At 42.9% G+C, this 13513-nt stretch carries 9 protein-coding genes; all 9 read right to left on the minus strand.

Annotated elements, in window-relative coordinates:
- Positions 1–30: 30 nt before the first annotated feature.
- Positions 31–1185: a recombinase RecA gene (recA, locus tag B7700_RS07905; RefSeq protein ID WP_049552310.1), complete on the minus strand. Its 1155-nt coding sequence runs from the start codon at positions 1183–1185 to the stop codon at positions 31–33.
- 54 nt (positions 1186–1239) lie between these two features.
- On the minus strand, positions 1240–2496 hold the full coding sequence (locus B7700_RS07910) for a competence/damage-inducible protein A (RefSeq protein ID WP_084888228.1): 1257 nt from the start codon (positions 2494–2496) through the stop codon (positions 1240–1242).
- A gap of 88 nt (positions 2497–2584) precedes the next feature.
- Positions 2585–3637 carry a glycopolymer--peptidoglycan transferase LytR gene (lytR, locus tag B7700_RS07915; RefSeq protein ID WP_060627458.1) on the minus strand — a complete coding sequence of 351 codons (1053 nt, stop codon included), beginning with the start codon at positions 3635–3637 and terminating at the stop codon, positions 2585–2587.
- Between the two features lie 7 nt (positions 3638–3644).
- Positions 3645–4163, minus strand: a complete 519-nt coding sequence (locus tag B7700_RS07920; RefSeq protein WP_045612326.1) for a GNAT family N-acetyltransferase — start codon at positions 4161–4163, stop codon at positions 3645–3647.
- Positions 4153–4596: a tRNA (adenosine(37)-N6)-threonylcarbamoyltransferase complex ATPase subunit type 1 TsaE gene (tsaE, locus tag B7700_RS07925; protein WP_045612327.1), complete on the minus strand. Its 444-nt coding sequence runs from the start codon at positions 4594–4596 to the stop codon at positions 4153–4155. Before tsaE ends, B7700_RS07920 begins: the two co-directional genes overlap by 11 nt.
- Before the next feature lie 95 nt (positions 4597–4691).
- Complete coding sequence (locus B7700_RS07930) at positions 4692–5321, minus strand: hypothetical protein (protein ID WP_049542585.1); 630 nt, start codon at positions 5319–5321, stop codon at positions 4692–4694.
- A gap of 141 nt (positions 5322–5462) precedes the next feature.
- On the minus strand, positions 5463–5876 hold the full coding sequence (ndk, locus tag B7700_RS07935) for a nucleoside-diphosphate kinase (RefSeq protein ID WP_084888230.1): 414 nt from the start codon (positions 5874–5876) through the stop codon (positions 5463–5465).
- A 108-nt stretch (positions 5877–5984) separates the two neighbouring features.
- Complete coding sequence (rpoC, locus tag B7700_RS07940) at positions 5985–9662, minus strand: DNA-directed RNA polymerase subunit beta' (RefSeq protein ID WP_000228746.1); 3678 nt, start codon at positions 9660–9662, stop codon at positions 5985–5987.
- 38 nt (positions 9663–9700) lie between these two features.
- On the minus strand, positions 9701–13306 hold the full coding sequence (gene rpoB / locus B7700_RS07945; RefSeq protein ID WP_084888231.1) for a DNA-directed RNA polymerase subunit beta: 3606 nt from the start codon (positions 13304–13306) through the stop codon (positions 9701–9703).
- Positions 13307–13513: the final 207 nt, after the last annotated feature.

Here is a 13513-nt window from a genome sequence, read left to right on the forward strand (position 1 = left end):
GCAGCGGATGTTCTCCACTACTTTCAAAGCTTATTCTTCAATTTCGATTTCAAGCTCGTCGCCTAGGTCAAGCGTTACTTCTTCATTCACAGAATCTGCTTGAACCGCTTCATCTTTTTTGCTTTCAGCAACTTCTTCTCCATCAATCAAACCAAATTGAACACGGACTTGATGGTCAATCTCATCAAAGACTTCGGGGTTATCTGCTAAGTATTTCTTAGCATTTTCAGAACCTTGCCCGATTTTCTCATCCTTGTAAGAGTACCAAGCTCCTGCTTTTTTGATGATATCCAAATCGCTTGCGATTTTCAAGAGTTCACCAGTCTTAGAAATCCCTTCTCCGTACATGATTTCAACGAAGGCTTCCTTAAATGGTGGAGCCACCTTGTTTTTCACGACTTTAATTTTAGTTTCTTTACCGACATTGGTATCTTTTTGGTCACCAGTTCCCTTGATTTGTGTGCTTCCACGAACATCCAAACGCACTGATGCGTAGAATTTCAGAGCACGTCCACCAGGTGTTGTTTCTGGATTTCCAAACATGACCCCAACTTTTTCACGCAATTGGTTGATAAAGATGGCAATTGTTTTGGTCTTATTGATAGAAGCACCAAGTTTACGCATGGCCTGGCTCATCATACGAGCCTGCAAACCAACGTGGCTATCACCGATATCTCCATCAATTTCCGCACGAGGTACAAGGGCCGCAACTGAGTCAACTACGACAAGGTCAACTGCACCTGAGTCAATCAATTTTCCTGCAATCTCAAGACCTTGCTCCCCTGAGTCTGGTTGTGACAAGAGCAATTCGTCAATGTTGACACCAAGGGCCGCAGCATAAGCTGGATCGAGGGCATGTTCCGCATCGATAAAGGCTGCAATTCCACCTTCTTTTTGCGCTTGCGCAACTGCATGAAGAGCAACCGTTGTCTTACCAGATGACTCTGGTCCGTAGATTTCGATGATACGTCCCTTAGGATAACCACCTGAACCAAGGGCAATATCAAGAGCCAAGGAACCGGAGCTCATCACTTGCACCTTTTGCTCAGCACGTTCACCCAAACGCATGATTGAACCCTTACCAAAGTCTTTCTCAATCAATTTAAGAGCGTCATTCAAGGCTTTTTCACGTTCTGCCCCGAATTTTTTTGAAATTTCATCTAATTTTTTTGGTTTTTTCGCCATTCTATTCTCCTACATTCTAATGGTCCTCAGACCTATCTACTATTATATCAAAAGTTAGTCACTTAATAAAGCCTTGCGAACTAGGTTAAAGGCATGCATAACCGCAATGTGACGTACATCTGCTCGACTTCTACCTCCAATATTAACCTTGATGACCTTAGTTCCATGCTCCTGTGCCAAGCCTATGAAGACTGTTCCAGCCGGGTGTCCTTCGAGGCTATCTGGTCCTGCCACTCCAGTCAAACTAAGGCCAAAATCTGACTGGGTCTTGCTTCGTGCCTGCTCAGCCATCTTCTGAGCTGTAAATTCAGATACCACACCCTGTTCTTCCAAGTCCTTGACAGGAATATCCAACATCTTTGATTTTTCCTCCAGGCTATAGGTCACGAAACCACCCTTAAATATACTTGAAGCTCCTGAAAAATCCGCCACAGTAGCTTGGAAAAGCCCTGCCGTCAAACTCTCTGCAGCCGTGATAGTTTTCCCTTGTTTTTTCAGTTCTTCTACCACAATGCTGGCCAAGCTAGCCTCCTCTCCATAACCATAACAGAGGTCTCGTAAAGAAATTCCTTCGAAAGTCTGGCAGTCCAAGATTTGATTTCCCAAGATATCCAGCGCTTGATTCGCCTCTTCTTGGCTGCTAGCTTTTGTTGACAGACGCAGAGTGACTTCTCCTGTCTTGGCATAAGGGGCCAAAGTCGGATCTGTTTGATTATCAATCAAATCAGACAAAATCGTAACCAACTGACTTTCGCCAATCCCAAAGAAACGAAGAACTCGGGAATATAGCTTACTCCCTGTCATCAACTTAGGTAGAAGTTGGTTTAAAACCATGGGTTTTAATTCACTTGGTGGACCGGGAAGGACGACATAGGTCACTCCATCGACTTCCAATATTCCCCCCACAGCCAGTCCTGTTTCGTTTGGTAGCGGAGTCGCTCCTTCTACAAGTTGAGCTTGTCTTTCGTTATTCGGTGTTCGGGCATAGTCTGGTCGCTGGGCAAAAAAGACATCCAACTTCTCCTGAGCCTGAGGATCGAAGACTAATTCTTTCCCTAAAAATTTAGCCAGAGTTTGTTTGGTCAAATCATCCTCAGTTGGCCCCAAACCACCTGTCAAAATCACCAGACTGCTGCGTTGACTGGCAATCTCAAGCAGGGACAAGAGACGAGCTTCATTGTCTCCTACAGCCGTTTGAAAATATACGTCTACCCCAATCTCTGCTAGTTTTTCCGATAAAAACTGGGCATTGGTATTGACAATCTGTCCTGTCAAAATCTCTGTTCCAACAGCAATGATTTCTGCTTTCATGTTTCCTCCTACCTATCTATTCGTATTTTTTTGAAAAAATCGCAGGAAATTTCCCACGATTAATTTTTTATTTGTATTAAAAAACGAACTATTCTACTTCATTTGTTACAAAAACACCTTGTTGTTGATTCTCCCCATCACCAACAGGCACCCGTCCAAACAAATCTTCAAATAAGACAACATTTGTTTCAAGCTGAGTGACTTCTTCTTGCCCCAAAGAACGTCGCAATATATTCTGCATTTCCAACATATGCTCTCTAGAAACAATCTGGTAAGAAATGCCTTGCAACATCTCTCCCTCACCCTTCAACTGTTGTGATTCAATGGTTTTAAATGAATCTTTATAGCCCAACAAGCTTGGAATACTTTTTGCAGATAAATCAATGTTGGTTTGCATATTCGTACTTAGGGCTTTTAAAATAGATTGGTAGTGACTGACACTATTCAAACTAAGAACTTTTTCAACAACCTTTTGAATGACTTCACGCTGACGCTTCTGACGTCCGTAGTCTCCTTCTGGGTCTTGATAACGCATGCGGGAATAAACAAGCGCTTCTTCTCCATTTATTGTCTGTTCTCCAACACCGATAGAAATGGTATTAAATTCCTCTTGATCACTAATAGAAATTGGGAAGCCTAGCGTGTTGTTGACGGTTATGCCACCCACTGCATCTACCAATTGTTGCAATCCTTGCATATTAACCATAATGTAGCGATCGATATGGATATTCATCATCTTTTGAATGGTTGAAATAGCTAACTCTGCACCACCACCAGCATAGGCAGCGTTTAACTTCGCTTCCTCAATCTGGCCATCTTTATGCTGAATTTTAGTCAGGATGTCACGTTCCAAACTCAACATCATGGTTTTCTTAGTATGTGGATTCACCGTCAAGAGAATCATGGAATCACTATTTCCCTCCCAAGGGTCCGTTCGTTCCACGTTTCCAGTATCAACCCCCATCAAAAGAATCGTTAATGGTTCAGTCGCCTCAATAACATTGGTTTCTTCTCCAATTTTTTTATAGGTTTTTGATAAGGTTTGTGTACCTTGCTGATAAATAGTATAAGCAAAAACACCCACACCCAAAACCGTCACAGCTAGAAAAGCTAGCACCATTCCAATAATTTTTTTAACCATATTTCTATTAATCTATCAGCCTACCCATCAGGTAAACATCGATAAATTCCCCTTCTTCTATGTACGCACCGCGCTCTTGTCTACCTTCAATTACAAAGCCATGTTTTTGATATAGATAAACTGCAGCCTGATTACGAGTTTGGACAGTAAGTTGAAGTCGACGAAGAATGCCACTAGCCTGTGCCCATTCTATGACTTCTTCAAGTAACAAACTCCCCAGTCCATTATTCCAATACTTCTGACCAATCACAATAAAGAGATCTCCAATATGACGAACTCTCTTGCGTTGATCAGCTGTGATATTTACAAGACCAGCAATTTCATCATTCAGCAAGGCCAGTAAAGTGATTTGATTTTCCGAGTGAGCCTGTTTATCCAAAAACAACTCCATCTCAGTATCTGTCATCAAAATGCCATTCCTGTCCAGACTGGTAAAATCTGTTTCTACACTGACACGATTTAAAAATGTCACTAATTCAGCCGCATCACTAGGTTCTGCTTCTCTAATGAGCAATTCATACTCCATGTTGAAGCTCCTCTAAGAGTTTTTCTGCACGCAAACCCTTGGCTTTGAAGTTTAATCTGCGACCGTCTTCTTCTTTTAGAATTTCCAATTCTAAATAAGTATCTGGCAAGGCATCACCTAAAAGATGTCCCCACTCGATGACAGTTACCCCACCACCAAAGAGAAACTCATCCAAATCAATAGAATCCGCATCTCCCTCAATACGATAAACATCTAGGTGGTAAAGCGGAAGACGACCTTCATACTCTCTTACGATAGTATAGGTTGGACTCTTAATCATCTGGGAAATCTGTAACCCTTTAGCTAGACCTTTTGTAAAGGTCGTTTTGCCTGCTCCAAGTTCTCCAGTTAGAATTAAAACATCATTCTTTTCTAATAAATAGCCCAAACGTTCACCTAAGGACTGTAACTCTTCTTCGTTTTTAGTGTACATATTTCTATTATACCAAAAAGTTGTCCTTTGTCGAGATATTATCTGTGAATTCCATATTATAAATTGTAAAACTAGAACTATCTCTTTTTTTATTCTTAAAATAGAAACAGCAAGAAGACAACTAACAAGATATCTCTCATCAAATGACTGTAAAATGAAACTTCCCAGCGAATGACTTTTGGCACCAATAGTCCTAGAAATAGCATTCCCAAGGTAATATAAAAGGTCATGGATAATAGCATCCAAGGATTTCTGAGAAAGATTAGAATAGCTAGTCCACTAATAAAACACATTTCCTTCTTTCCCAAAATCTTTTTCAATCCATTTACATACTTCTGAATTGGTAGAAAAACTAACAAATCAATACCAAATAAGAAAAAGAAACTCGGAAGAAAGGCTTCCACAAATCCTTCTACGGATGTATTTCCTACAAGGATATGTTCTATGACAATTAAAGCTAAACCCAAAATGTTTACTAAGAGTAACAAAGTATACAAGAGTTGTTTCTTATCTGCTCTAAAAACTGAATAAGATTGATTTCGCTGTCCACTATAGTAGTTTAGCCCTGCACCAATACTGGCAAGGAGCAACATGCCAACTAAATAATAGAAGCAGTTTTGATTTAACATCAAGGCCCAAGTCGATAAACTTAAACAAGAACAGCTACTAAGACCAAAAAACGTCAGCAATAACAAAACACGAATTTGCTTTTTCATTTTTTCCATCATTCTTCCTCCCTACTTGCTCTTATTATAGGCTAGAAATTCTTACCATTGCTAAAATATTTCTCAACTGTCAGTTTTCTACTCTAAAATGCAAAAAAGTTTGATGCAAGTATCCCTTACATCAAACTTTTATTATTTCTCTTAAAACCAAAGAGCAATTTCTCGCTTAGCTGACTCTTCTGAATCTGAACCATGTACAACATTTTGGATAACCTCATTTTCTCCAGCAGCTTTTGCAAAATCACCTCGAATCGTTCCTGGTAAAGCTTCTTCTGGACGAGTTGCTCCCATCATAGTCCGCCAAGTTTCGATTACTTTGGGACCAGAAATGATGCCCACAAGAACTGGTCCTGAAGTCATGAATTCACGAATCGGTGGGTAAAAACTCTGACCAACCAAGTCCTGATAGTGCTGGTCAACCAACTCTTCTGAAACCTTTGAACGCAACTCTAATTTTTCGATTGTAAATCCACGTTGTTCGATGCGTTTCAACACTTCACCTACTAGTCCTCTTTTTACACCATCTGGTTTAATGATAAAAAATGTTTGTTCCATACCCGTCTCCTTTGTCAGCTTCTTTCTTTTATTTTACCACATTTCATGGAAAAATGGAGAAAGTTTTCAGAAAAGAGAAAGAGAACCCGAAGGCTCTCTCATCTGCTTTTATTCTACTGTTTCTTCCACAGTTTCAACGGCAGTATCCACAACTACTTCTGTTGTTTCTTCATTTCCTTCTTCCTCTACTGGAGGATTAAGGTATTCTTCTTCGTTGATAGCATGTGGTTCAAGGTTACGGTAACGGGCCATACCAGTACCTGCTGGGATGATCTTACCGATGATAACATTTTCTTTAAGTCCAAGAAGATGGTCTTTCTTACCACGGATAGCCGCGTCAGTAAGGACACGAGTTGTTTCCTGGAAGGAAGCCGCTGACAAGAAACTATTTGTTTCAAGTGAGGCTTTGGTAATTCCCATAAGAACTGGGCGACCTGTCGCTGGAACTCCACCTGCGATAAGGACATCTTTGTTAGCATCTGTAAAGTCATTGATATCCATAAGGGTACCCATGAGAAGATCTGTGTCACCTGGATCCATGACACGGACTTTACGGATCATTTGACGAACCATTACCTCGATGTGTTTGTCACCGATTTCTACCCCTTGGCTACGGTAAACTTTTTGTACTTCACCAAGAAGGTAAGTTTCAACTGACAAGACATCACGAACTGCAAGGAGACGTTTTGGTTGGATAGAACCTTCTGTAAGAGCAGCACCACGCGCTACTTGGTCTCCAACTTCGACACGCATACGAGCTGTAAATGGAACGACGTACTCACCTTCACCAGTTTCGCCCTTAACAAAGACTTTCTTGGTACGAGTTGATGCATCTTCTTCGATAGCGGTAACTTGTCCTTTAACCTCTGTAATAACCGCTTCCCCTTTAGGGTTGCGGGCTTCAAAGATTTCTTGGACACGAGGAAGACCCTGAGTGATATCGGTATTTGAGGCAACCCCACCCGTGTGGAAGGTACGCATTGTAAGCTGTGTACCAGGTTCCCCGATAGATTGGGCAGCGATTGTACCAACTGCTTCACCAACTTCAACCGCATCACCAGTCGCCAAGTTGATACCGTAACAGTGACGGCAGACACCGTGACGAGTGTTACATGTAAACACGGAACGGATAGTCACTTCTTCCACACCAGCATTGACAATTTCACGCGCCTTGTCTTCTGTAATCAACTCATTTGGACCGATAATCACTGCACCAGTTTCTGGATGTTTAACAGTTTTCTTAGTGTAACGACCGTTGAGACGTTCTTCTAGAGACTCAATCATCTCTTTTCCTTCTGCGATAGAGCGGATCAAGAGACCACGGTCAGTTCCACAATCGTCCTCACGGATGATAACGTCTTGGGCAACGTCAACCAAACGACGAGTCAAGTAACCTGAGTCGGCTGTCTTAAGGGCCGTATCGGTCATACCTTTACGAGCACCGTGAGTGGAGAAGAACATTTCGAGTACTGACAAACCTTCGCGGAAGTTTGAAAGGATTGGCAATTCCATGATACGTCCGTTCGGAGCCGCCATCAGACCACGCATACCGGCAAGCTGTGAGAAGTTTGAGATGTTACCACGGGCTCCAGAATCCATCATCATAACGATTGGATTCTTAGGATCTTGGTTGGCAATCAAACGTTTCTCAAGTTTTTCACGGGCAGCACGCCATTCAGCTGTAACGGCATTGTATCGCTCGTCGTCTGTGATCATACCACGACGGAATTGTTTTGTGATTTGTTCTACACGTTTGTGTGATTCTTCAATGATTTCAGCCTTGTCATCAACGACTGGGATATCGGCAATACCCACTGTCAATCCTGCAAGAGTTGAGTGGTGGTAACCGAGGTTCTTCATACGGTCAAGTAGGGCAGAAGTTTCTGTCGTACGGAAACGTTTGAAGATTTCAGCGATGATATTTCCAAGGTTTTTCTTCTTGAATGGAGGGTTAAGTTCAAGATTGCTGATAGCTTCCTTGATATCTCCACCAAGTGGCAAGAAGTATTTAGCTGGAACGCCTTCTGTCAAGTTGGCATTGTTTGGTTCTTGCAAGTATGGTAGACCCTCTGGCATAATGTCGTTGAAGAGGATTTTACCAACTGTTGTAAGCAAGACCTTGTGTTTTTGCTCTTCTGTCCATGGTTTGTTGAGGCTGTCTGTTGCGATACCAACACGTGAGTGGAGGTGAACATAACCATTACGGTAAGCCATAACCGCTTCGTCACGGTCTTTGAAGACCATTCCTTCACCTTCACGACCAGCTTCTTCCATTGTCAAGTAGTAGTTACCCAAAACCATGTCCTGAGATGGAGTAACAACTGGTTTACCATCTTTCGGGTTCAAGATGTGCTCAGCAGCTAGCATCAAGATACGAGCTTCTGCTTGGGCTTCTTCTGAAAGCGGTACGTGGATGGCCATTTGGTCCCCGTCAAAGTCGGCATTGTAGGCTTCACAGACAAGCGGGTGCAAGCGAAGGGCCTTACCATCAATTAAGACTGGCTCGAAGGCTTGGATACCTAAACGGTGAAGGGTCGGTGCGCGGTTCAAAAGCACTGGGTGTTCTTTGATCACTTCTTCAAGGATATCCCAGATGCGTTCGTCTCCACGTTCCACCAAGCGTTTAGCAGCTTTAACGTTTTGCACGATATCACGTGCAACGATTTCACGCATCACGAATGGCTTAAAGAGCTCGATCGCCATTTCACGTGGCACACCACATTGGTACATCTTAAGCGTTGGACCAACGGCGATAACGGAACGTCCTGAGAAGTCAACACGTTTACCGAGCAAGTTTTGACGGAAGCGTCCTTGTTTACCTTTAAGCATGTGGCTCAATGATTTCAGTGGACGGCTACCTGGTCCTGTGATTGGACGACCACGACGACCATTGTCAATCAAAGCGTCAACCGCTTCTTGAAGCATACGCTTCTCATTTTGAACGATGATACCTGGTGCATTCAACTCAAGCAAACGAGCCAAACGGTTGTTACGGTTGATAACACGGCGGTAAAGGTCATTCAAGTCAGATGAGGCAAAACGGCCACCATCCAACTGCAACATTGGACGAAGATCTGGTGGAATAACCGGAAGAATGTTGAGAATCATCCATTCAGGTTTGTTACCAGACTTATAAAAGGCATCCAAAACATCCAAACGACGGATAGCTTTGACACGTTTTTGTCCAGTAGCTGTTTTCAACTCTTCTTTGAGTTCAGCAATTTCTTTTTCAAGATCTACTTGTTTCAAAAGGTCTTGGATGGCTTCGGCACCCATCTTGGCAACGAATGATCCATAACCATACTCACGCAAACGCTCACGGTATTCGCGCTCTGTCATGATAGACTTGTGCTCAAGTGGTGTATCCTTAGGATCAATCACCACATAAGCCGCAAAGTAGATAACTTCCTCGAGGGCACGAGGGCTCATATCAAGGGTCAAGCCCATACGGCTTGGAATCCCCTTGAAGTACCAGATGTGAGATACAGGAGCTTTCAACTCAATGTGCCCCATACGCTCACGACGAACTTTTGTACGCGTTACTTCAACCCCACAACGGTCACAAACAATTCCTCTGTAACGAATGCGTTTGTACTTACCACAAGCACATTCCCAGTCTTTTGTAGGACCAAAGATAACTTCATCAAAGAGCCCTTCACGTTCTGGTTTTAAGGTACGGTAATTGATTGTTTCAGGTTTTTTGACTTCTCCATAAGACCATGAACGGACTTTACTTGGAGAAGCTAGGGTGATTTGCATACTTTTAAAACGATTTACATCAACCACTATTTCTTCCCTTTCTATTCTAAGTGAACTGCTTTTTCTTACTCAGCAGCTTCTTCTGTTGCTTCCGCTTTTGTTGCTTTCTCAGCTTCTTCAGCTTCAAAGGCTGCTTTAGCCTCTTGTGCTGCTTTTTCGCGGGCTTTTTCAAGGTCATCTACGTGGATGACATCTTCGTCCATTCCTTCATCCAAGTCACGAAGTTCCACTTCTTGGTCATCTTCGTCTAGGACACGCATGTCAAGACCAAGAGATTGCAATTCTTTGACAAGAACTCGGAAGGATTCTGGAACACCTGGTTTTGGAATTGGTTTTCCTTTTGTAATGGCTTCATAAGCTTTCAGACGTCCGTTGATATCGTCAGACTTGTAAGTCAAGATTTCTTGAAGGACATTTGACGCACCGTAGGCTTCAAGAGCCCAAACCTCCATCTCACCGAAACGTTGTCCACCAAACTGAGCTTTACCTCCGAGTGGTTGTTGAGTAACGGTTGAGTAAGGTCCGACTGAACGCGCGTGCAATTTATCATCAACCATGTGGTGGAGTTTGATCATGTACATGACTCCGACAGAAACACGGTTATCAAATGGTTCACCAGTACGTCCATCGTAAAGGATCGTTTTGGCATCGCTATCCATACCAGCTTCTTTAACAGTTGACCAAAGGTCTTCAGAACTTGCTCCGTCAAAGACTGGTGTTGCGATATGAATACCAAGAGTACGAGCAGCCATACCAAGGTGGAGCTCCATAACCTGACCTATATTCATACGTGATGGCACCCCAAGTGGGTTCAACATGATATCGACTGGAGTTCCATCTGGAAGGTAAGGCATGTCTTCTACAGGAACGATACGAGAGACAACCCCTTTATTTCCGTGACGTCCGGCCATCTTATCTCCGACCTTGATCTTACGTTTTTGAGCGATGTAGACGCGAACCAGCATATTAACACCTGATTGCAATTCATCTCCATTTGCACGTGTAAAGATCTTAACATCACGAACGACACCATCGGCACCGTGTGGTACACGAAGAGAAGTATCACGCACTTCACGAGATTTATCTCCGAAGATAGCGTGCAAGAGACGTTCTTCAGCTGAAAGGTCTTTCTCACCCTTAGGTGTTACTTTACCTACAAGGATATCACCTTCTTTAACCTCAGCACCGATACGGATAATACCCATTTCGTCAAGGTCTTTAAGGGCATCTTCACCAACGTTTGGAATTTCGCGAGTGATTTCTTCAGGCCCAAGCTTTGTATCGCGCGTTTCTGATTCGTATTCTTCAAGGTGAACAGATGTGTAGACATCGTCTTTCACCAAGCGTTCGCTCATGATAACAGCATCCTCGAAGTTGTATCCTTCCCAAGTCATGTAGGCAACGATTGGGTTTTGTCCAAGCGCCATTTCTCCATTTTCCATAGAAGGTCCGTCAGCGATGAAATCGCCTTTTTCAACGACATCGCCAACTTTTACAAGAGTGCGTTGGTTGTAAGCAGTACCTGAATTTGAACGACGGAATTTTTGGATGTGGTAAACGTCCAATGAACCATCTTCACGACGAACTTCTACCTTGTCAGCATCTGCATAAGTAACTTTACCGTCATACTGAGCAATCACAGCAGCTCCTGAATCGTGGGCTGCTTGGTATTCCATACCAGTACCAACGTAAGGTGCTTTAGGATTAATCAATGGCACAGCCTGACGTTGCATGTTGGCTCCCATGAGGGCACGGTTGGAGTCATCGTTTTCCAAGAAAGGAATACATGCTGTCGCAACGGCAACTACCTGTTTTGGTGATACGTCCATGTAGTCAACAACATTAGCTGGATACTCTTGGTTGACCCCTTGGTGACGTCCCATGACAACTTTCTCAGCAAATGTTCCATCTTCATTCAGACGAGAATTAGCCTGTGCTACAGTAAATTCATCTTCTTCATCGGCTGTCAACCAAACGATTTCGTTTGTGACAACACCTGTTTCACGGTCAACCTTACGGTATGGTGTTTGAACAAAACCATACTTGTTCAAGTGTCCGTAAGATGACAAGTTATTGATCAAACCGATGTTAGGTCCTTCAGGTGTCTCGATTGGACACATACGACCGTAGTGAGTGTAGTGCACGTCACGTACTTCATATCCAGCACGGTCACGTGTCAAACCACCAGGTCCTAAGGCTGACAAACGGCGTTTGTGAGACAACTCAGAAAGCGGGTTGTGTTGGTCCATGAACTGTGACAACTGTGATGAACCAAAGAATTCTTTAACCGCAGCTGTTACAGGACGGATATTGATGATTTGTTGTGGTGTCAAGACTTCGTTATCCTGGACAGACATACGTTCACGGACATTACGTTCCATACGAGAAAGTCCAAGGCGTACTTGGTTGGCAAGCAATTCACCAACCGCGCGGATACGGCGGTTTCCAAGGTGGTCGATATCATCTACACGGCCAAGTCCTTCAGCCAAGTTGAGGAAGTAGCTCATCTCAGCAAGGATATCTGCAGGAGTGACGATACGAATCTTGTCATCTGGATTAGCATTACCGATGATAGTTACGACGCGGTCTGGATCAGTTGGTGCAACAACCTTGAATTTTTGAAGAACAACTGGCTCAGTCACAACGGCTGCATCATTTGGAATGTAAACAATCTTGTTCAAATCACCATCCAAATGGCTTTCAATACTTTCAATCACGCTACGAGTCATGATTGTTCCAGCTTCTACCAAGATTTCTCCTGTTTCAGGATCTACCAATGGCTCTGCAATGGTTTGGTTGAGCAAACGTGTTTTAACATTGAGTTTTTTATTGATTTTGTAACGACCAACTGCTGCTAGATCATAGCGACGTGGATCAAAGAAACGAGCCACAAGCAAGCTACGTGAGCTTTCAGCAGTCTTAGGCTCACCCGGACGAAGTCGTTCGTAAATTTCTTTCAAGGCTTCGTCTGTACGAGAGTCCATTGGGTTCTTGTGGATATCTTTTTCAACAGTATTGCGAACCAATTCGCTATCACCAAAGATATCAAAGATTTCATCATCACCTGAAAAACCAAGGGCACGAACCAAGGTTGTAAATGGAATCTTACGCGTACGGTCGATACGAGTGTAGGCGATGTCTTTTGAGTCGCTTTCAAGCTCCAACCAAGCCCCACGGTTAGGGATAACAGTTGAACCGTAACCCACTTTACCGTTTTTATCAACTTTATCGTTAAAGTAAACACCTGGTGAGCGGACCAACTGAGATACGATGATACGTTCACCACCATTGATAATGAAAGTACCCATCTCTGTCATGATTGGGAAATCACCAAAGAAAACTTCTTGGGTCTTGATTTCGCCTGTTTCTTTATTGATCAAGCGGAAGGTTACAAAAATTGGTGCTGAGTAGCTAGCATCGTGGATACGAGCCTCTTCTAGCGTGTATTTTGGTTCCTTGATTTCATATCCAACAAATTCCAACTCCATTGTGTCTGTGAAGTTTGAAATTGGCAATACATCTTCAAACACTTCCTTAAGACCATGGTCTAGAAAATCTTTGAATGAGTCAGTTTGAATTTCAATCAAATTTGGTAAGTCAAGAACTTCTTTGATTCTTGAAAAACTACGACGGGTACGATGTTTCCCGTATTGAACGTCATGTCCTGCCAAGATGATTCTCCTTTGTAAATAAGTTCCAAGCCTTGTCAATCAGGCTTTTCTAATCGTCATATGGTTTTAAAAACCCCTATCACCGTGTCCTCTTGATAAATTTTCAGAATCTTTAAGTCTTTGTTACAAGTACTCAAAATCCTGAAAAAAAGCACAAAAAGAGCAGCTAAATCTGACTTTTTCAGAAGATTTAACTGCTGTGAGTCT

The sequence above is a fragment of the Streptococcus mitis genome (assembly GCF_002096755.1).
Taxonomy (GTDB): Bacteria; Bacillota; Bacilli; order Lactobacillales; family Streptococcaceae; genus Streptococcus; species Streptococcus mitis_AC.

Excerpts from the sequence above, each read along its gene's own strand:
- recA (WP_049552310.1), bottom strand. The coding sequence starts at position 1,185 with ATGGCGAAAAAACCAAAAAAATTAGATGAAATTTCAAAAAAATTCGGG.
- B7700_RS07910 (WP_084888228.1), bottom strand. The coding sequence starts at position 2,496 with ATGAAAGCAGAAATCATTGCTGTTGGAACAGAGATTTTGACAGGACAG.
- lytR (WP_060627458.1), bottom strand. The coding sequence starts at position 3,637 with ATGGTTAAAAAAATTATTGGAATGGTGCTAGCTTTTCTAGCTGTGACG.
- B7700_RS07920 (WP_045612326.1), bottom strand. The coding sequence starts at position 4,163 with ATGGAGTATGAATTGCTCATTAGAGAAGCAGAACCTAGTGATGCGGCT.
- tsaE (WP_045612327.1), bottom strand. The coding sequence starts at position 4,596 with ATGTACACTAAAAACGAAGAAGAGTTACAGTCCTTAGGTGAACGTTTG.
- B7700_RS07930 (WP_049542585.1), bottom strand. The coding sequence starts at position 5,321 with ATGGAAAAAATGAAAAAGCAAATTCGTGTTTTGTTATTGCTGACGTTT.
- ndk (WP_084888230.1), bottom strand. The coding sequence starts at position 5,876 with ATGGAACAAACATTTTTTATCATTAAACCAGATGGTGTAAAAAGAGGA.